The sequence below is a fragment of the Exiguobacterium sp. PHA03 genome, from assembly GCF_041945985.1.
Taxonomy (GTDB): Bacteria; Bacillota; Bacilli; order Exiguobacteriales; family Exiguobacteriaceae; genus Exiguobacterium_A.
Genome location: NZ_JAUTYQ010000001.1, coordinates 1475863 through 1497491, shown reverse-complemented (window position 1 = coordinate 1497491; position 21629 = coordinate 1475863). Strand labels below are relative to the sequence as shown.

Here is a 21629-nt window from a genome sequence, read left to right as displayed (position 1 = left end):
AGGTATGAGGAGGATATGCTAGGTGGATTTGTTACGAAACAAATGGTTTAAAGCATTAATTTGGGTATTAGTGATTTTTCTTGTCATCTGGGTCGGTACAAAGATCTCATTTTTATTCCAGCCGATAAAAGTCATGCTGGCATTGATCTTCCCACCGCTCATTATTGCGGGTATTTTCTATTACTTCACGCTTGGGATCGTAGATGCGTTGCAAAAACGAGTCAAGAAACGTGGTCTTGCCGTGTTGATCGTTTTACTTGGTTTCATCACGATCCTGACGATCGCCGTCGCTTCAATCGGACCGATCTTAGTTGAGCAGGTGACAGATTTTGCAACGAGCATTCCGACGCTCGTCATCGAATTGCGTGATCAAACGTTAAATTTACGCGATCAGCTGATGGACAATCGTTTTATCTCGACCTGGGTACATGAGAATACAGATTTATTTGATAAGTGGACGAATGAAGCGACATCGTATGTCGGTACCGTCTTCAAGTCCGTCTCGACGTCCGTTGGAACGATTTTCGGTGTCATCTCTTCGACGGTCTTAATCATCGTCTTAGTGCCGTTCATCTTAGTGTATATGTTGCTTGACGGGTATAAATTCCCTGACTCCGTCGTGAAATTGTTACCGCGTAGCTACGAAACGGAAACGCGTAAAATTCTGCACGACATGCACGTGACAGTGAAGCATTACGTCAACGGACAGGTCATCGTCTCAATCTGCGTCGGTGTGATGTCCTTGATCGGCTTTTTCATTGCTGACATTCAATATGCGTTATTACTTGCCTTATTCTGTACGGTGACGAACATCATCCCGTATCTTGGACCTTACATCGGTGCCGTCCCGGCAGTCATTGTCGGATTCATTGATGATCCGATCAAAGCGGTCTATGCGATCATCACGATCGTCGTCGCGCAACAAATCGAATCGAACTTGATTTCTCCTTACGTTCAAGGAAAAACACTCAAGGTCCATCCCTTGACGATCATCATCGTTTTGCTCGTTGCCGGGAAAATCGGTGGCATCATCGGTGTCATCTTGGCAGTTCCGACCTATGCGGTCTCAAAAGTCGTCATTCAGAACATCGCTCGGATTTATCGTTTACGTCAGCAACGTCTCGACGTACCGGACGTGACGGTATCACCTGAATCGTTGAAGTAAAGTATAACCCTCTGCTCTTTTTAGGAGCAGAGGGTTTGTGATTTTTACGGGAGAGGGATAAGGTAGAAGAAGAGAAAAAATGAAGAAGATTTCACAACTTCGACTCATTTTAGTTTATAAATTGATTGGAATCTTTTTTATAATGGTTATAATGTAGGATAGAGAACGAAAAGATAGATCGGAACGAAATCTTTGGACGTAAGGGGTAGAGCGCATGCATATCGTAGTGGTCGGCTTGAATAACAAAACAGCGCCTGTATCAATACGCGAACAAGTCTCATTTGGGGAGCATGAGATGAAGGGAGCGGTCGTCGCATTGCGCGATGAAAAAAGTATCTTTGAAAGTGTCATCGTCTCGACATGTAACCGGACGGAACTGTACGTCGTGACGGATCAGCCACATACAGGACGGTATTATACAAAACGTTTCCTTGCAAACTGGTTTGGTTTGACGATGGAAGAGCTCGAGCCGTATCTCTTCATCCATGAAGGATTCGATGCGATGAAACATCTGTTCCGCGTGACAAGTGGTCTTGATTCAATGATCGTCGGTGAAACGCAAATCCTTGGTCAGGTCAAGACAAGCTTCTTCATGGCACAGAAGCTTGAAACGACAGGAACGGTCTTTAACAAACTCTTCAAAGAAGCGGTCACGCTCGCCAAACGGGCTCACGCAGAAACTGGAATCGGTGAAAATGCCGTTTCTGTCAGTGCTGCTGCCGTCACGCTTGCCGAACAGTTACTCGGATCGCTTGAAGATAAATCGATTGTCGTCATCGGTGCGGGAGAAACTGGCGAATTGACGACGCTCAACTTATATGAAGCAGGAGCTCGTGACATCACGGTCTTTAACCGGACGCTCGCCAAAGCAGAAGAGGTCGCGAATCGGTTCGAGGGATCAGCGCATTCGATTAACGAGATGCAGTGCGGTTTGCTTCGGGCAGACATCGTCATTTCTTCAACAGGTGCAAAACGTGCCATCATCAAACGGGAAGACATCGCAGCAGCACAGCTGTTCCGTCACGATCGTCCATTCTTGTTGATTGACATCGCAGTACCGCGCGACATCGAACCGACCGTTGGTGACTTGCCAGGCGTTCATTTATATGATGTCGATGATTTGACATCGATCGTCCAGCAAAACATGGCGGAACGGATGAAGGAAGCGGCGAAAATCGAACAACGAATCGAAGCGGCAATCGCTGAGTTCGAAGGGTGGATGACGACACTTGGTGTCGTGCCGATCATCACGGAATTACGAGACCAAGCATTGCGGATTCAACAAGAGACAATGCAAAGCTTGGAACGGAAATTACCGGAGATGTCAAAACGTGAAAAAACCGTCATTGGTAAACACATGAAATCCATCATCAATCAATTGTTGCGTGAACCGCTATCTTACATCAAAGATGCGGCAGCGAAACCGGATGCTGATGAGCGGATTGCGCAGTTCATGGATACGTTCGCATTAAACGAAGACTTGTTTGATGGGCTCGAAGATGAAATCGTGACGTCAGAAGAGACGACACCTTCAGCAAAAGCTGTGAACCGGTGAACAAAGTACGATTTGTGTTACAATAGAAAATGCATGGGGCGGACTTGTGCCGCCCCTTTATCATTGTACAGGGGGATTTTAGCATGCGAAAAATCATTGTTGGATCGCGAAGCTCGAAGCTAGCGATGACACAGACGAAATGGGTCATTGACCAGTTGAAACAAGCCGGCGCGCCGTATGAGTTCGAAATCAAGAACATCATCACAAAAGGAGACCGCATTTTGGATGTGACGCTCTCAAAAGTCGGTGGTAAAGGGTTATTCGTAAAAGAGATCGAACAGCAGATGATTGACGAAGAAATCGATTTTGCTGTTCACAGCATGAAGGATTTACCGTCTGAACTACCGGATGGTCTCATCATCGGTGCCACACCGGCACGTGTCGATGCGCGTGATGCCTTGATCACGAAAACAGGAGAAGGTCTTGCTTCCTTGCCAGAAGGTGCGGTTGTCGGCACGAGCAGCTTACGTCGTGGATCACAATTGCTAAAACTCCGCCCTGATTTAAAAATCGAATCGATTCGCGGGAACATCGATACACGACTTGATAAATTAAAAAATGGTCCGTTTGACGGGATTCTGCTTGCAGCAGCTGGTTTAAAACGGATGGGTTGGTCTGAAGATGTCGTATCGGAATATCTTTCAACAGAAGACATGATTCCAGCTGTCGGTCAAGGAATCCTCGGTATCGAATGTCGCGAACATGATCAAGAAGTACGTGATCTCCTGCACCTGATCCATGATCAGATGACAGAAAAAGTGGCATACGCAGAACGCGCTTTCCTAGCAGCCATCGAAGGTAGCTGTCACGTTCCTGTCGGTGGATTCGCGACGATCAACGAAGACATGTCAACGACACTTGTCGGATTCATCGGATCCGTCGATGGGGAGCAAATTCTAATCGAACGCGAATCAGGTCTTGACCCGATGCATCTCGGTCAAGACGTTGCCGAACGTCTGCTTGCTTCGGGCGGTCGTGAGATTCTCGCAACACTTCCGGATGACTTGTAAGCAGGTATTGTTCACGGGAAGTCGACCACCGACGAACGAGCAGATGGCGCGACTGCGTGACGTCGCAATCGAGTCAGTGCATTATCCAGTCATTGAAACGCGACCTGTTTCGTTTACGTTGCCGAAGGGAATTGATTGGCTCATCGTGACGAGTCCGAATGGCGTCCACCGGGTTGCTGATGCATTGCCTGAATTAGCAGAAACGCGTATCGCGGTCGTTGGACGAAAGACAGCAGATGCACTTGCGAAGTATGGTCGAACAGCCGACTTTTGTCCGTCAACCTTTACAGGAGACGCACTCGTCGCAGAACTGGGACCACACTTGTCTGACGGCGATCATATCGTTTTTGCGCGAGGGAACCGATCGCGGCAAGCACCGGTCGATCAGTTACGAAAACTGAATCGATATACGATCGAGGATATTATCACCTATGAAACCGTCACCCGTCGACTACCTGAAGCTCTTATCAGAAATGCCACCTATATTGGACTGCAGAGTCCTTCCGCTGTCGAAGCGATTGCTCCGCTAGACCTGAAGACGACCTTCATCGTCATCGGGACGATCACGGAGCAAGCAGCAAAAGCAGCCGGACTTCAACCGATTCATGTCGCCCGTGAATTCACGGTGGACGGCATGATTGATCGTATCATTGAGGAGGAATCAGCATGAACACATTAGAATACGCACGTCACCGTCGTTTACGTCATACCGCATCACTCCGGTCACTCGTCCGCGAGAACCAGTTGCATAAATCGGATTTGATTTATCCGATCTTCGTTGCTGAAGGCGAAGATATCAAACGCGAAGTCAGCTCGATGCCTGGCGTCTTCAACTTATCACTCGATCATCTGACGGCTGAGATCGAAGAAGTCGTCGCACTCGGAATCGAATCCGTCATCTTATTCGGTGTCCCGCACGACCACTTAAAAGACGAGCAAGGATCAGGTGCGTTTCACGATCACGGGATCGTTCAAGAGGCAACACGTCTCGTCAAAAAAGTTGCTCCGCAGCTAACGGTCATTGCCGACACATGCTTATGTGAATATACGTCGACAGGTCACTGTGGAATCGTTGCGGACGGAACGGTCGATAATGATGCGTCATTACCGCTTCACGTCAAAACAGCCATCTCACAAGCTCAGGCGGGTGCCGATGTCATCGCTCCATCATCAATGATGGACGGATTCGTCGCAGCGATTCGTCAAGGGTTGGACGAGAACGGCTTCAGCCATATTCCGGTCATGAGCTATGGCGTTAAATATGCATCTGCTTATTATGGTCCATTCCGTGACGCGGCAAACTCGGCACCAGGAGAAGGCGACCGGAAAGGCTACCAAATGGACCCAGCAAACCGTCGCGAAGCGTTCCGAGAAGCAACAGCGGACGTCGATCAAGGAGCTGACTTCATGATCGTCAAACCTGCGCTTGCGTTCATGGACATCATTCGTGATGTGCGCGAGCGGATTGATCTACCAATCGTTGCGTATAACGTATCGGGTGAGTATGCGATGGTCAAAGCTGCAGCCCTGAACGGCTGGATCGACGAAGAACGAATCGTCCTTGAGACGATGCTTGGCTTTAAACGAGCAGGAGCTGATTTAATTATCACCTATTTCGCAAAAGACATTTGTCGTTACCTGGAGGGGTCGAAATGAGCTTAATTAACCAGAACTCAAAATCAAAAGAAGCGTTCGAGCGGGCACTCCCGCTCATGCCGGGTGGTGTCAACAGTCCAGTGCGTGCTTATAAATCGGTCGGGATGACACCAATTTTCGCAGATCATGCGAAAGGATCAAAGCTCTATGATATCGACGGAAAAGAGTATATCGATTACGTCCTGTCATGGGGACCGATGATTCTCGGTCATGCCGATCCAATCGTCACGTCAGCGATTCAAGAACAAGCGACGCGTGGCTGGAGTTACGGGACACCAACAGAAATCGAATCAGCGATGGCGGAAGTCGTCATCAGTCGTGTACCGTCGGTCGAAGTCGTCCGGATGGTCAATTCGGGTACAGAAGCGACGATGGCTGCCCTTCGTCTCGCGCGCGGCTATACAGGTCGGACAAAAATCTTGAAGTTCGAAGGCTGTTACCACGGTCATGGGGACTCACTCTTGATTAAAGCAGGTTCAGGTGTCGCGACACTTGGACTACCGGATTCACCAGGCGTTCCAGCGCAAATTGCGAGCATGACACTGACGGTTCCTTACAACGATTTGGATGCTGTCCGGATCGCGTTTGAAAAACACGGCGACGATATCGCGGGTGTCATCGTCGAACCGGCTGCTGGGAACATGGGCTTCGTGCCACCAGAACCAGGATTCCTTGAAGGCTTACGGGAAATCACATCAGAAAACGGTGCGTTATTAATTTTTGACGAAGTCATGACTGGTTTCCGTGTCGGATTCCACTGTGCGCAAGGACACTTCGGTGTCACGCCGGATATCACGTGTCTCGGTAAAGTCATCGGCGGCGGAATGCCAGTCGGTGCTTATGGCGGACGTCGTGACATCATGGAACAGATCGCACCACAAGGTCCAATTTATCAAGCAGGTACGTTATCCGGGAACCCACTTGCGATGGCAGCGGGTCTAGCGACACTGACGCAATTGAAACCCGAGCACTATGAAGAGTTCGACTGGAAAGCGAGCCGTCTGTCTGAAGGCTACCTGAATGCTGCGGCGAAATATAACATTCCACTGACGACGAACCGTGCGGGTGCGATGTTTGGTGTCTTCTTCACGGATGAACGTGTCACGAACTTCGAAAAAGCGAAAACATCGAACCTTGAGATGTTCCGTTCGTATTATCAAAAGATGGCGGCGCGTGGTGTCTTCTTACCACCATCACAATTCGAAGGTCTCTTCCTCTCGATTGCCCATACGGACGAAGATATCGAACAGACGATTGAAGCCGTCGAATTGACGTTCAAGGAACTCCAAGTTGAGTTCGATCGTTAAGCAGTTCTTGACGATTGCTTGAACTCTCGGCTAAAATGAATAAAGAAGAAAATGGCAACAGCGATGACGGGAAGAGTAGTCCTGTATTCGTACCGGCGTAGAGAACACATCCTTGGCTGAAAGATGTGACGGACGAACAGGAGGAAGGTCACCCCACGAGCTGGTATCGTGAGTCTTACGAGCGATATCCGTCCTCCACACGTTACGTGGCTCGAGGGCATCCGATGTTGGATGAACTAAGGTGGTACCGCGGAAAAAAGCAACGGCTTTCTTTCGTCCTTAGCATAGGACGAGAGAAGCCGTTTTTATTATGGACAAAAAGGGAGCGATCAAGATGCAGGAATTATCAATGCCAACGAAGTATGATCCGCAGGCAACGGAAGAAAAATGGTACGACTTTTGGGTGAGAGGTGACTATTTCAAAGCCGATCAAGATCCAGAAAAAGAGCCGTACACGATCGTCATTCCACCCCCGAACGTCACAGGTAAATTACACCTTGGTCACGCGTGGGACACGACGTTACAAGACATGCTGACGCGGATGAAACGGATGCAAGGATTTGACGTTCTTTATTTACCAGGAATGGACCATGCCGGTATCGCGACGCAAGCAAAAGTCGAACAAAAACTGCGGGCAGAAGGGAAATCACGTCTTGAAATGGGTCGTGAGAAATTCCTCGAGCAATCTTGGGCATGGAAAGAAGAGTATGCGTCAACGATCCGTGCACAATGGGCAAAACTCGGTCTTGGACTCGATTACTCGCGTGAACGCTTCACGCTCGACGAAGGGTTGTCAGAAGCAGTTCAAGAAGTCTTCGTTAAACTTTACGAAAAAGGCTTGATCTATCGTGGCGAATACATCGTTAACTGGGACCCAGCGACGAAAACAGCGATCTCGGATATCGAAGTCATCTACAAGGATATCGAAGGGGCGTTTTACCACCTCAGCTATCCACTGACGGACGGTTCAGGTCATGTTGAACTAGCGACGACACGTCCTGAGACGATGCTTGGTGATACAGCGATTGCCGTGAACCCGAAGGATGAGCGTTACGCTCACCTCGTCGGAAAAACGATCACGTTACCAATTGTTGGTCGCGAGATTCCGATTGTTGCGGATGAATATGTCGACATGGAGTTCGGTACAGGTGTCGTGAAGATTACACCTGCACACGACCCGAACGACTTCGAAGTCGGTAACCGCCACGAATTACCACGTGTCCTCGTCATGAATGAAGATGGAACGATGAACGAGAATGCAGGTAAATACGAAGGCATGGATCGTTTCGAATGCCGGAAACAAATCGTTGAAGATTTAAAAGCAGAAGGTGTTCTAATCAAAATCGAACCACACTTGCACTCTGTTGGTCACTCGGAACGTTCAGATGCAATCGTCGAGCCGTATCTCTCATTACAATGGTTCGTCAAAATGGAACCACTCGCGCAAAAAGCACTCGAGGAACAACAAGGACCAGACAAGGTCAACTTCGTTCCACAACGCTTTGAAAACACATACGTACGCTGGATGGAAAATATCCGTGACTGGTGTGTTAGCCGTCAACTGTGGTGGGGACACCGGATTCCGGCTTGGTACCATAAAGAAACAGGCGAAGTATACGTTGGCAAGGAAGCACCAGCCGATCTCGAGAACTGGGAGCAAGACAACGATGTTCTCGATACATGGTTCTCTTCAGCCCTTTGGCCGTTCTCAACGATGGGTTGGCCGAATACGGACGCAGCAGATTATCAGAAATACTTCCCGACATCGACACTGGTTACGGGATACGACATCATCGCCTTCTGGGTATCACGGATGATCTTCCAATCGTATGAATTCACGGGACAACGTCCATTCCAAGACGTCTTGATCCACGGATTGATTCGTGATTCGGAAGGACGCAAAATGTCGAAATCCCTCGGAAATGGGATTGATCCGATGGATGTCATCGAGAAATACGGTGCTGATTCACTGCGTTGGTTCTTAACGACTGGATCGACACCAGGCAACGACCTCCGCTTCTACTGGGAAAAGATTGAAGCAACGTGGAACTTCTCGAACAAACTATGGAACGCAAGCCGTTTTGCCTTGATGAACATGGACGATTTAACGTTTGATCAGATTGATTTGACAGGCGAAAAATCACTCGCAGATAAGTGGATCCTGACACGTTTACAGACAACGATTGATGACGTGACACGTCTATCGGATAAATATGAGTTTGGTGAAGCAGGACGTATTCTCTATCACTTCATCTGGGAAGACTTCTGTAACTGGTATATCGAGATGGCGAAGTTGCCGCTCAACGGAGAAGACGAAGCAGCGAAACAAACGACGCGTTCGGTTCTTGCCTATACACTCGACCGGATCATGCGCTTGATGCATCCATTCATGCCGTTCATCACGGAAGAAATCTGGCAACACTTACCGCATGAAGGTGAGACGATCACACGTGCCGCATGGCCGACACGCGAGGCGTCACTCGACTTCCCGGAAGCTGTTCCAGCATTTGAAGCGGTTCAGAACGTCATCCGTTCGGTTCGTAACATCCGCGCGGAAGTGAACGCACCGATGTCGAAACAGATCCAACTGTTCATCTCGACGAATGACGCACGTGTTCAAGACGACTTGTCGTCAAACAGCTCGTACTTGCAAAAGTTCACGAACGCGTCTGAACTCCGGATTGAAGAGCAAATGCCAGCGCCAGAAAAAGCGATGAGTGCGATCGTAACGGGAGCAGAATTGTTCATCCCGCTCGCAGACTTGATCAACATCGAGGAAGAAATCGCGCGCTTGAATAAAGAACTCGTTAAGTATACGAAAGAAGTCGAACGGGTCGAGAAAAAACTCAACAACCCTGGCTTCGTCGGCAAAGCACCAGCACATGTCATTGATGAAGAAAAAGCGAAAGCACTTGATTATACGGAAAAACGTCAAGCTGTCGAAGCACGTATCAACGAACTCTCACACTAATTACAGCAGTGGCTCAAGTCTCCTTGAGCCACTTTTTTTAAAGGAGCGAACAGCATGAGGACGCGAGAAGATGTATTGGATTGGTTATCGAGCTTACTAGCATTCGGCGTCAAACCAGGTCTTGAACGGATGCAGGCGATGTTACTGGAATTACAGATTGACCCGGACGCGATTCCGACGATTCATGTCGCCGGAACGAACGGAAAAGGATCGACGGTCGCGTTCTTGCGTGAGATGGGAATTGCGGAAGAATTGCAAATCGGGACATTCACGTCACCGTACATCATTCAGTTTGAGGAACGAATCATGTTGAATGGGGTACCGATCGCAGAAGACGATCTTGTTACAGCTGCCATCGCGGTTCAAGATGCCATCAGGCACATCGATCCGGCACTCGGTACAGTCACTGAGTTCGAAGCATTGACAGGACTTGCTTTCTATTATTTTGATCAGATCCGTCCGGATTTCGTCATCTATGAGGTCGGTCTCGGTGGACTGTATGACTCAACGAACGTCTTTAAAAAGCCGGTCGCAGCAATCATCACATCAATCGGTCACGATCATCAAGCGATTCTCGGAGATACGCTCCAAGAGATCGCCTTACAGAAGTTCGGCATCATCAAACAAGGGACACCGGTCATCGCCGGGAAACTGCAAGAAGAACTGACGGTGCCGTTGATGGCATATTGCGGCGACCGAAATGCAACGTTGAAATGGAGTCAGGAAGCCATCATCCGTTATCGATTAAAAGAGACGGGGACTTGGGCAACGTACGATGGGATTCCAGAGACCCGCTTAGGTCTTGAAGGCCATCATCAAGTTCATAATGCGGCGAACGCCGTCATTTGTGCGCGACGTCTCGGATGGTCGAAAGCGGCGATCCGAAAAGGGCTACGAGAAGCGAAACATCCAGGTCGATTTGAAACCATCTCACGCAAACCACGAATCATTCTCGATGGTGCGCATAATCCGGAAGGCATCACGGCACTTGTTGAACGGTTAAAGGAAGAATCAAAACCTGTGACGTTGCTCTGTTCGATTTTGCGTGACAAAGACCGGTCGGCGATGCTTGCGCAGTTAAGCAACGTTACACCAGATATTTACGAGACGACATTCGATTTCCCGCGAGCAAGGACACTCGATGAGTTAAAACAAGACGGGGCTAATGTAACGACGGTTGAAAAGTTCTTCGATCGATTAGAGATGGACCGGATATACGTCGTGACAGGATCACTCTATTTCATCAGTGAAGTGCGTCATTATTACGCTTCCATTTTTACAAAAAAGGGAAAATCCTGATTCTCTCGTTATAATGAAATGGGGGAGTATAGTCCCATATTTTGATGACACGATGAGGAGACGATAAATGATGAAGCAGTGGATCCGTCTAGCCTTAGCTACCTTACTGATTTTTTCAAGTTTTACGTATATACAGGAGCCACATTCTAAAGCCGCAACGGGTGGAAAGTTTAAGATTTTAGAGATTCGTGATGAATGGTCAACGACGAATCGGATTGATCCGGGAACCAAAATCACTTCGTTATTGACCGGACTTGATTCAGCGCGTTTTGATGTTAAGAAGATGACCGTCAAGGAACTTAACGCCTCACGTTTTCCGTTAGATGGAGCGTTTGATGCAATCGTTTTTGATCCTTCAATCAATAGTAATGATCAAGAGAAATATTCAATTAAATTATCTGAGTTTGATAAAAGAAACCATAATACAAGTAAAATCGAAAATGATATTACACGACTAAAAAGTAATGAAATCCTCAATGCATATGTTCGAAAAGGGCTACCAGTGTATCTGCATAAAGATATTTTCACGCATGATCAAAGTAATTTCTCAAAGGTCTTGAAGAACTATGTGTCGACGCAAGCAACTGTTTCTTACGAAAATATCAATGATGTCATTAACTCATTGAAGCAAAAAATCAATGTGCGTCCCCGTATCTCGAATGTGACAGTAAAGCAAGCAGGTAACACATTGTCGTCTATCGGTTCGATAGCGGTTCCGAATCGACCAATTGAGTTTAGTTATACTCTTGATCAGTCGATGACTGATACTACAGTGACACTTTATATCGATTTTGACAGTAATGATCAGTTCGATGAATCAGAAAAAGTTGATGAATTACCAGCCGCAGCTAATGGGAAACTTACCTATACATTTGACGTTCCGAGTTATACAGGACCACGACAGTGGATGATTCGAATCAATAAAAGCAATGGATTGTCAGACTATAAGACAGGTAGTTTTTTAATGAAAGATCAATTAGCTGAAGCAAAAGTACTTCAGGTTCTTGGAACGAGAGGAACTGGTTCTCTTCTAGATAATCTAAAAGGAGAAAATTTAAGTAAAAATGATTTTTATAATTTTAATTTAAATGTCATAGATTCAGCTAAATTTTCGAGTGAAGTAACTTCAAAAGATTTAAATGCTTCATATGATATGTTGATTTTCGGATTCCAAGATTCTTATGGTACTGCTAGTCTTACTGACCTGGCATTTGATAAAGTTAAGTCATTTACGAATACGGGACAGGGACTCATGTTGACACACGATACCATCTTTAGATCAAATGTAAAAAATACGCCAACTCGCTGGGAAGCAGATTACGCTACAGCATCGGGTCAAACCTACTATACAAATATGGGATTTGCAGCACCTAAAAAATCCACGAAAGCCATTCGACAAAATGAAGGGCAAATGACATCATTTCCTTTTACGTTAGACAATGAGATTTCGATTGCGCAAACACACAATCAATATTTTGCTCTTGATTTAGAACAACCGGATTTAATACCTTGGTATAACATTAAGGAAATAGAAGCAGATACGGAGACTGGTAGGACAGTAGGAGATGCTCGAAATCACTACTATATGTATACTAAGGGAAACATCACGTATTCAGGTGCTGGACATACCTCTTCTTTTACTGATGTAGGGGAGCGGAATTTATTTACGAATACGATGTATCGTGCCTTTATTGGTGCGAATCATAAACCTTTAATCAAAAGTCTTTTACCATATGACAAATCAAGTTATCTTGAAAATGAGCCTTTAGCAATCTCATACCAAATAAACGACTACGATTTACAAGATCGTGAGTTGAAGACGCGTATCTATATTGATGATGAGAAAGTGTTTGAAAACAATAAGTTGAAAAACAACTCATTCGTCAGTCAATCGTTTGAATCGAAACTTAAAGGAAAAACGAGCGTGACGATCCGAATTGAAGCAGAAGATCAACGGGGAGCAAAAACGATTGAGACACGGACCGTTCAAGTCGTGCGTCCGGCTGCATCCGCACCATTCGTCCTGTCCCGTTCGATTGATCCAGCAACGATTCCAAAAGGGGAAACAGCCGATATCACCTATACCGTCAAAATGTCTCCGATGATGCAAAAGGATGCCATCGGAAATAACGGATACATCATGGGTCAGTTCTCGGTGACGATGGAAAACATTCTGTTTAACGAACAATTCCCGAGCAACCTTGAAATTTTATCGACGACGGGGCTGACTGGGACGAATATTACCGGTCAGACGATCAAAGGAAATCTTCCGGACATCGAATATGATGAGGCAATTGAAGGCGTTCATAAAGGGGAATGGATCGCGAATCAATCGGAAGTGACGTTTACTGTCAAAGTACGTGCGAAAGATGCCGCAGGAGTTCATTTACTCGATAAAAAAGACAACACGTTGACATCAATAAAAAATATATATCGTGATAAAAAGAATGGGAAAGATAAATCGACGACCGTCGCAAATGATCCACAAGCTTTTCCGACGATTGGTTATGCACTGACACCATCCTTTGCGACAAGTGTGAAGATTCCGTCCGTTAAGATGGATATCACGACACCATCTTATAAAGTCTTGCCAGAAATTAATCCTTTAGGCAGTCAATATGGCGCATTAAAATGGTCGATTGTGGATTCGGAAATCGCATCGATTGATGAAGCTGGTGTCATCAAACCGAAAAAAGTCGGGACGACACAGATTAAACTCGTCGTACCAGTCGGAAACGGAAAAGAGTTGACAGCGACTTCAGAACTCGTCATCAATGATGTATTTGGAGGATTAACCGTTCAAAATATACCGGATACATTATATGTGGGAGAGACAAAATCAATGTCCGGAATTGCTTCGATGGTATCGGGACGAAACACACCGATTCAATGGATCGTAACGAACGATTCTCGTGTGACGACGAATGGCTTAACTAAAAATACGTTGGAGCTGACAGGAAAGACGCCAGGAATGGTCACGGTTAAAGCGGTTGTACCTGCAACAGCCGGAAGCTCAACTTATCTTGCTCAGTCACAAGAGTACACGATCCAAGTCAAGTTACCGGAACTATCGGTCTCCCCAAATAATCTGGAACTGTGGGTCGGATCGAATCAAGATGTAACGGCGACATTCAATCCGAACTATCCCTTACCATTTACGACTTCAACTGTTAGTAATGCAATTGAATTGAAACAGACGGCATCGGGTTATACGATCACAGGTAAATCCGGTACACCAAATGGACCGGTCGAAGCGTTACTCACATTGACAGATTTCCCGGATACAGTCGCGAAGACGCTCGTACGGGTACGCGAGAATCCAATCAATCTGACAGCTGATGATATCGCGATGACGATGAAAGATGATAAGAAATCACCGGTTCTGCGCTGGTTCCCAGTGACGGCGACGGAGCGATTCTATCGCTTGGAAGTCCTTCAAGGTAAGGAATACGTCAAAATTGATGCAACAGGGCAAGCATTGCAACCGTTGCGTCCAGGTGTGGCACGTATCAAGGTAACGGCATTAAAAGAGAATAAAGAGGTGCTCGAAGTCGTGAAAGAGAATCAAAAAACACCACTAACGACGACATTTAAGGTAACAATTGGTTCTGAATCAGGAACATCAGACTTGGATGGAGATGTTTATTAAGAAGTGGGGACGCGAGATATGAAACGCAAACGAATCATTGCCGTCCTCTTGATTTTAATTATCATTGGAATCGGGGGGGCGGTATACGTCACAAAAGCGAATCAACACGCAGCACTTGAACAAGGACTACGTTCGGAAAAGCCAGAACGACTTGCTACAGCGTTAAAGGATGCCTCTTTATCGACAAAGGAGAAAAATCGTTACATTCGTCGATTCCAAGAAACACTCGCCTTTGACAAGGCGAAGCTTCTCCTTGACGAACAGACCGTCCAAAATAAAGCGAACTGGTTTTATGCGGCGCAATTTGCGCCCCGTAGTACGGTAGCTGAATGGTTGGCACAAGGTGCAAAAATCAGTCAACTGAATGCGCAAGGTCAGTCGGTCCTTCATGTCGCGACAAGTGTGAATCGATCGATTGATGTCTATACGCTTCTCGTGAAAAAAGCTTCAAAAAAAGAAATCAATCGGATCGATGACTTCGGACATACACCACTCTTTTATGCCACACTGGATCAAAACGATGCAGCGATTAAACTGTTATTGCAAGCAGGAGCTGATCCGAATCGTGGGAAAGAGCAACCAGTCTATGAAACAGTTAAACAAAATCGAAAAGATTTGTATGTGATGTTACAACAGAATGGTGCAACGGTAGAAAAGAACAAGGTGAAAAAGCTTGTTAAACAATACCGAGCAACGAAATTTTAATCAAAAAAAGAGTCGTTCGTCGCTGACGAATGACTCTTTTTCATGCTCCTTATGGTTGAATACGTTTTGGTGTTTCAACATACAATTGGACGGCTCGGTTGAGTGGAAGTAGTGCCGTAGGATTTTTCAATACTGTCGCATCATACGCCATGCGTAAACGGGAAGCTTCGAAGTCCGGTGATTTGTTGGCGACCATCAGTTTTTCGAGCTCCGTCACGTTTGCAGGGAACGCATTTTCAGGTAAATTCAGTTTCCCACGGTAAGCATTGACTTCGAGTTCTCCTTTCGTGAAGATTCCTCCACGTACATTCATCGTCGAACCAACAGAATAAATCGTATTTTTTTGATCGTCGTCACTATATAGAAACGCATTTAAATCAGGTGTAGTCGTCTGAGGCGTCGAAAATTTATTGACGCGGTTAATGACAAGATTTCCTTTACTAAGTAAAATCAATGTATTTTGTTTCGCAGTTGAAGTCAGACCTTGAATGTTTGCGTCATCTAGACGACTCGTTCCAGTCGCATAAATCGTCGTTGCAAATCCAACATTTCCTCGAATCAGTAAGTTGCCAAGAACAACGAGAGGACGCTTGATCTCAAGCGGCTGGGTCAAAGGGTTCAAAGAAGAAATCGTTAAATTTCCGTTAATGATTAAAGGTTCGAGTGTTTCTTGAACAAGATCATCTGTCAATGTCACAGTATTGCCTGTGTTTAATGCTGGACTGATCATTTGTCGCTTCGTATCAAGTTCTGTTAAAAATGGTCCCGTTAATATAGATTGTGGAATTGAAGAATTTTTTAATGCAGAAGCCACTTGCGTAAAAGGCGTATTCACTGGTAATTTCAAAAAATCGTTCAACGCATAGTCGAAATCGAAGGGAACTAATGTTTCTTTCGTTGATACTAGCTCCGTTGCACCTTTCGGATCAAAAATCGTTTTATCACACACGAGGTAATCCCCACACTTCAATAATGGCTGAGTCTTCTCTTGGAAAACGCGTACCTGACCTGCGATGTAGGGAAGTGCTTTAGTATTAGTGAAGGTACCATCCTCATTATTGTATTTGAATATCGGGGTCGCAGTTGCTTGCAGGGCGTTGCGGGAAAAAATATTACCTTCGATCAAGGGAGCACCATTTAAGATGACTTGATCATCTGAGCCTAACGTATAGTACAAAAAACTAGGAATGGCAGATAAATAGACACGTTGTCGATACGTTTTTTTTATTGTCGGCTGGTCGCCTTTTTGTTTTGAAACTGTCGCTGTTAAATCAAACGCTTTGACCCGGACGTTTGATGCGGTTTCATTCAGCTTGACGGTCACGTTCGGAACAATTGATTTTAAGGGTAAAACGATAGAATTATCGAGATTCTCAAACAATGCTTGAGAAGAAGTCGTTGGTGAAGTCCCGGTCGTCTTAGAGACGATGTTTTGCAGGGAGGCGACTGCTAAATCAAGATCATTTTGTGTCGTCGTCTCGACATCGATATCTGTCTCACGGATTTCAGTTAAGCGATTCGACTGTAAGCTGATACCGATCGTCGCAACAGCGAGAACGGACAGGACTGTTAAAGTCACAAGAACGAAAAGTAATGTATAGCCTTCTTCGGATTTACGCATACCGTGTTCCTTTCTGAGTTAAAATCCAATCGTACTCGTGAAGGTCTGAACTTCCTCATGATCTGTCGATTGAATTGTAGTTGTAATCGTTAAAATACCGTGAATGACGTAGCGACCCGGATACGTTCCTGATGTAATGGTTTGATACTCCGGACTCGATAACTTGAAAGTCTGTAGTAATTCAGTTTGGTCGTCGATTGACTGTGTCGCTGATTCATACGTTAGTTCGGTACTGTCCAATGTTTGTTCTGCAAATGTATAACGGACTGGTCTCGCTTTCTCTTCTGAAGAAGATGATTCTTCTGTTGCGTCAAAAGGTTCGAATCCACTGGCGCGTTCAAGTAATCCAGTATCGGCGTTCAAGACAGGAAGTGATCTTTTATAAAACGATAATTGTTTTGCTTCATCGACCCGAATTGCATCAAATCCACTGATTTCATTTAAGATGATACCGACTCGACTATCAGCTTCACTGCGTAGTTCACTGATGATCCCAGTTGCCCGAAAGCTTTTCGTACCCGAAATGAATACGGTCAAAATGACCGCACTAAAGATCGAGGCAATGACGATCGCAACAAGCAATTCGACAAGTGAGAATCCATCATTTTGTTGTCGGAAAACTTTGATTGAGCGTCGCATTCGTAATCGATCCTTTCAATGACGTAATCGGTTCAGATGTACCTTCTATATAGACGAATACATGTAAGTCAAGAAGATTTGGATTAACGACTCCTTCTATTTTCCGAGGTGTCACACTGTATTTGACGTCAAAGGCAATATTATTGATTTCAGGATTAGTAAAGATTGATGTACATATAGCCGATAGTCCACAAGAAGGAGACGTGGGCTCGGGAATGACATAGTTTCCATTTAGATAAGTGGCTTTGTCTGCTTGTGTAGATAGAGAACTAAAAGCGAATGGTTCGTCACGTGTCGCTTCTAAAGCTTCTCGCTTGATATAAGATGTTGCGTTTTTTGCCAGATAATTCGCGAACGTCAACTCTGTACTGTCACGCGAAGCAGCTAGTGACTGAGAAAAAATACTGATAAGAGATACCGATATGATAGATAAAATCGTGATACTGACTAGTACTTCGATTAGCGAAAAACCGCCTTGCTCGCGATGCATGGATTCACCTCTACTTCATGATAGATGAGAATGAAAGGTCCTCAATGATTTTTCTAGAAAATCAAAAACAGCACCTATTCACAGATCATGAAAGGATTTGTCAGGATAGGACTTATGTTTCATCATAATATTCATTATAATGGAAATACTAGGCACCTGAAATGATTAAATTCATACAGAAAGGAAACAGATGATGATTAATCCAAAGCGTTTTGTTATACATACACTCTTATTACTTGTACTTGTAGCCCTGATTTACGTACCATCGTTTGCCTTGATTTCCTTTACCGGTAAAGCAACGGCACCTACGACATTTTCTGAGACAGCACGTATTGGATCGGTTCCAGTCAGTGGCATGGATCGAAAGGAAGCACAATCGAAAGTCGAGAAAGCGATTACGGAGTGGACGAAGAAAACGCCGCTGTCAACTGGAACAGGAGAAGAGACGACACCGATTCCAACAGAAGTCGTGAAAATCAACGCTGATGACTCTGTAAAAAAAGCTTCTTTGAAAAAAGGCGGAGACTTGATGGTTGCGGTAGACGAAGCGGCGCTTGAGAACTTTCTGGCGTCACAGCCAATCAGTTACTCGGATGAGCAACGCCTTGCTTTTAAGACATGGTTAATTGATACGAGTAAAACGTTACAGGAAGGGAACTTTGATCCTGCTCAATCGGAAGCTGCGGTCGATCCGGCAGGTGAGGTCGTATCGACAGTATCATTCTCGACGCGGTCTGCCGCTGAAGAACAGATGATCACGGCGATGATGAATGTGGAGATCAAGCCGGGACAATTAATGAATGTCAAGACGTACGGTATGGATGCGGTCGCGGGATCATATGTTGGCAGTAAGTTATACGAACTGTTCGCAAAGACTCCATTTGAAATCGTCGAACGGATGCCACATACGTCATTACCAGACGGCATCACACTAGGATATGACGTCAAAATTGATGAGAAAACAGATTTTGCCGTTCGTAATACACAAGCATCGATCTATCGTGTCGTTGCGACACAAAACGGAAGCGATGTCACGCTTGAATTGCGAGGCACACCGTTCAAGGAAACGGTCACGACCGTTCTTGAAGGCGAAAAAACGATTCCATTCCGGACGATCACACGTTATTCTGCAACGCTTACAGCTGGAACGACGAGTGATACACAAGCGGGAGAAGAAGGGAAATCGATTGAAGTCTATCGCGTGACGAAGACGGCTCAAGGGGAGAAGAAGCAGTTATTGTCTCTTGATTTCTATGCAGCCATCCCAGCAATCGTGACAAAGAGTAGTCAAGAAGAACAAGCACCAGTCGTCGTACCTGAACCGGAAGATGACACGAACTCCGATGATTCGACGGATACGAATGATTCCAATGATTCAACGGATACAAATAATGACCAAACGACGGATGAACCGCAGACGGACGGAGTCGAGACACCGGATACACCAACGTCTCCGACAAGCCCGACGACACCTGACACACCGGATAGTAATGAAACGGGTGATCCTGCTTCACCGGTAAAAGGCGAAACAACAGGGGAACCTGTCGGATAAGAAGGAGGAGAAAAGATGAACTGGACGACGATAGCAATTGAACTCGGTATCATTATCGGTCTAGCGACGATCATCTGTGGACTGATGTTTGCGGTGACGATTCCTTATGTGACGACGGTGACGACGAAAGCGATTTTATCTGTTGCGGCGATTTTGATCGTGACGTTGATCTATTTCAGTATTCAACTCGACTGGATCACTAACCCACTCGTTCTCACGGGGATTGTCGTCTTATGTCTGTTGACGGCAGTCGTGACAAGTGTAGTTGATGAAAAACATCAAAAACCGGATGTGTTAGAGGAAGAAGAAACATGGCACGCGGAAGGATGACTCGTTAAATGGCAATGAAACGAAAACGTTTAGGGGAAATGTTGATCGAAGAAAGCCTTGTGACGGAACAGCAAGTCGAAGAGGCGTTGACGGTCAAACGATCGACCGAAAAACTCGGGGATGCACTGCTTCGACTCGGGCACTTGACGGAACAACAGCTATTAGAAGCACTGCACCATCAATTGAAGATTCCAATCATCCAGTTATACAACTATCCAGTTGACGTAGCTGTCACGAAACTAATTTCAAAAGACTTGGCACAGCGGCATACGCTCGTTCCGGTTTATCGGGAAGGAAACCGTTTATTTATTGCCATGGCAGACCCAATGGATTTAATCGCGATTGATGATTTACGTATGCAGACCGGTTTATCGATTGATGTCGGAATCGCGACACGTGACGAAATCAGACGAACGATCCTGAAGTATTATGACATTGATTCGTCGTTACGGGAGCTACTAGAATCCGATGACATGATGGAGTCGGATCAATCCCGTGATGTCGTGACACGCGAAGATGCACCCATCATCCGGCTCGTCAATCAAATTCTAGAGAACGCGATTGCTCAGCGTGCATCCGATATTCATATGGATCCGCAGGAAACGTCGATGACGATCCGGATTCGGATTGATGGAGAACTACGAACGGAGAACAATTATCCGAAGCAGATCCAAAGCATTCTGACGACCCGGATCAAAGTCATGAGTGAACTTGATATCACTGAGTCACGCTTGCCACAGGATGGACGGATTAAATATGTCTTTAACGGATTACCATATGATTTCCGTGTCTCGACCTTGCCAACTGTTTACGGTGAGAAGGTCGTTATCCGGATTCTTGACAGCTCGAACTCGAACATCTCGATTTCAAAAATCGGTTTTAGTTCGCGGAATGAATCACAGTTCCGGGAGATGCTGAAACGCCCGAACGGCATCATCTTGATCACCGGTCCGACTGGGTCCGGGAAATCATCGACGTTGTATGCCGCGTTAAATGAGTTGAATGACGAGTCACGCAACATCATCACTGTTGAAGATCCGGTCGAGTATCAAGTCGATGGAATCAACCAAGTTCAAGTCAACGCGAAGATTGGGTTGACGTTTGCGAGTGGTCTTCGCTCGATTCTTCGTCAGGATCCGAACGTCGTCATGGTCGGGGAGATTCGCGACATCGAGACGGCTGAGATTTCGATTCGTGCTTCGCTAACAGGACACTTGGTTCTTTCGACTTTGCACACGAACTCTGCCGTTAGTTCGATCACGCGATTGATTGACATGGGGGTCGAACCGTTCCTTGTTGCTGCTTCTGTCAGTGGATTGATTGCACAACGACTTGTTCGCCGTGTCTGCCGTGATTGTGGCGAAGTCCATCCGATTTCGAAACGAGAAAAAGAGTTATTTGATCAAGAGAGAATCGAAGCGACGACGGTCATGCGTGGACGTGGTTGCTCGTCTTGTAATATGACGGGGTACCGTGGACGGGTTGCGATTCAAGAGGTCATCATGGTCGATGAAGTGTTACGCCGGATGATCATGAACCAATCGACGGAAAGTGATATCACAGCGTACGTCAAGGAACAAGGTCAACGCTTCCTACTTGCAGATGGTCTATCAAAGGTCGCAGAAGGGATCACGACGACAGAAGAGATTTTACGGACGGTGATTTCAGAATGAATAGTAC

General features: G+C 45.9%; 16 protein-coding genes and 1 other annotated feature. Of the genes, 13 read left to right on the top strand and 3 right to left on the bottom strand.

The window, feature by feature from the left end:
• Window positions 1–22 precede the first annotated feature (22 nt).
• The 10 genes from Q7C19_RS07955 (at window position 23) to Q7C19_RS07910 (ending at window position 15317) form a co-directional block, all read left to right on the top strand.
• Complete coding sequence (locus Q7C19_RS07955) at window positions 23–1165, top strand: AI-2E family transporter (RefSeq protein ID WP_052018986.1); 1143 nt, start codon at window positions 23–25, stop codon at window positions 1163–1165.
• A gap of 214 nt (window positions 1166–1379) precedes the next feature.
• Complete coding sequence (gene hemA / locus Q7C19_RS07950; protein WP_035406423.1) at window positions 1380–2720, top strand: glutamyl-tRNA reductase; 1341 nt, start codon at window positions 1380–1382, stop codon at window positions 2718–2720.
• An 83-nt stretch (window positions 2721–2803) separates the two neighbouring features.
• Window positions 2804–3730 (top strand): hydroxymethylbilane synthase, encoded by a 927-nt coding sequence (gene hemC / locus Q7C19_RS07945; protein WP_056062591.1) that lies wholly within the window; start codon window positions 2804–2806, stop codon window positions 3728–3730.
• Window positions 3720–4400, top strand: coding sequence for a uroporphyrinogen-III synthase (locus Q7C19_RS07940; protein WP_290772038.1), 681 nt, complete (start codon window positions 3720–3722; stop codon window positions 4398–4400). Before hemC ends, Q7C19_RS07940 begins: the two co-directional genes overlap by 11 nt.
• Window positions 4397–5386, top strand: a complete 990-nt coding sequence (gene hemB, locus Q7C19_RS07935; protein ID WP_035406433.1) for a porphobilinogen synthase — start codon at window positions 4397–4399, stop codon at window positions 5384–5386. Before Q7C19_RS07940 ends, hemB begins: the two co-directional genes overlap by 4 nt.
• On the top strand, window positions 5383–6693 hold the full coding sequence (hemL, locus tag Q7C19_RS07930) for a glutamate-1-semialdehyde 2,1-aminomutase (RefSeq protein WP_375091935.1): 1311 nt from the start codon (window positions 5383–5385) through the stop codon (window positions 6691–6693). The genes hemB and hemL overlap by 4 nt, the downstream gene beginning before the upstream one ends.
• 54 nt (window positions 6694–6747) lie before the next feature.
• Window positions 6748–6977 (top strand) — a binding site (T-box leader).
• A gap of 50 nt (window positions 6978–7027) precedes the next feature.
• On the top strand, window positions 7028–9664 hold the full coding sequence (locus tag Q7C19_RS07925) for a valine--tRNA ligase (protein WP_375091934.1): 2637 nt from the start codon (window positions 7028–7030) through the stop codon (window positions 9662–9664).
• Between the two features lie 54 nt (window positions 9665–9718).
• On the top strand, window positions 9719–10963 hold the full coding sequence (locus tag Q7C19_RS07920) for a bifunctional folylpolyglutamate synthase/dihydrofolate synthase (RefSeq protein ID WP_375091933.1): 1245 nt from the start codon (window positions 9719–9721) through the stop codon (window positions 10961–10963).
• Window positions 10964–11033: 70 nt separating this feature from the next.
• A complete protein-coding gene (locus Q7C19_RS07915) occupies window positions 11034–14612 on the top strand; it encodes a GEVED domain-containing protein (protein ID WP_375091932.1) in 3579 nt (1192 codons plus the stop codon).
• Between the two features lie 18 nt (window positions 14613–14630).
• Entirely contained in the window at window positions 14631–15317 is a 687-nt protein-coding gene (locus Q7C19_RS07910) for an ankyrin repeat domain-containing protein (RefSeq protein ID WP_375091931.1), read from the top strand.
• 49 nt (window positions 15318–15366) lie between these two features.
• Here the strand turns inward: Q7C19_RS07910 and Q7C19_RS07905 are convergent, their stop codons facing one another.
• The 3 genes from Q7C19_RS07905 to Q7C19_RS07895 are packed head-to-tail and all read right to left on the bottom strand — an operon-like array spanning window position 15367 to window position 18067.
• On the bottom strand, window positions 15367–16938 hold the full coding sequence (locus Q7C19_RS07905; RefSeq protein ID WP_375091930.1) for a type II secretion system protein: 1572 nt from the start codon (window positions 16936–16938) through the stop codon (window positions 15367–15369).
• An 18-nt stretch (window positions 16939–16956) separates the two neighbouring features.
• Window positions 16957–17577, bottom strand: a complete 621-nt coding sequence (locus tag Q7C19_RS07900; protein WP_056062568.1) for a PilW family protein — start codon at window positions 17575–17577, stop codon at window positions 16957–16959.
• Window positions 17540–18067: a prepilin-type N-terminal cleavage/methylation domain-containing protein gene (locus Q7C19_RS07895; protein ID WP_035406451.1), complete on the bottom strand. Its 528-nt coding sequence runs from the start codon at window positions 18065–18067 to the stop codon at window positions 17540–17542. Before Q7C19_RS07895 ends, Q7C19_RS07900 begins: the two co-directional genes overlap by 38 nt.
• A 190-nt stretch (window positions 18068–18257) precedes the next feature.
• Here Q7C19_RS07895 and Q7C19_RS07890 point away from each other — a divergent pair, with 190 nt between their 5' ends.
• The 3 genes from Q7C19_RS07890 to Q7C19_RS07880 are packed head-to-tail and all read left to right on the top strand — an operon-like array spanning window position 18258 to window position 21622.
• Window positions 18258–19619 carry a G5 domain-containing protein gene (locus Q7C19_RS07890; protein WP_375091929.1) on the top strand — a complete coding sequence of 454 codons (1362 nt, stop codon included), beginning with the start codon at window positions 18258–18260 and terminating at the stop codon, window positions 19617–19619.
• A 15-nt stretch (window positions 19620–19634) separates the two neighbouring features.
• Window positions 19635–19949 (top strand): hypothetical protein, encoded by a 315-nt coding sequence (locus Q7C19_RS07885; protein ID WP_035406455.1) that lies wholly within the window; start codon window positions 19635–19637, stop codon window positions 19947–19949.
• Window positions 19950–19957: 8 nt separating this feature from the next.
• Complete coding sequence (locus Q7C19_RS07880) at window positions 19958–21622, top strand: GspE/PulE family protein (RefSeq protein WP_375091928.1); 1665 nt, start codon at window positions 19958–19960, stop codon at window positions 21620–21622.
• Window positions 21623–21629 lie beyond the last annotated feature (7 nt).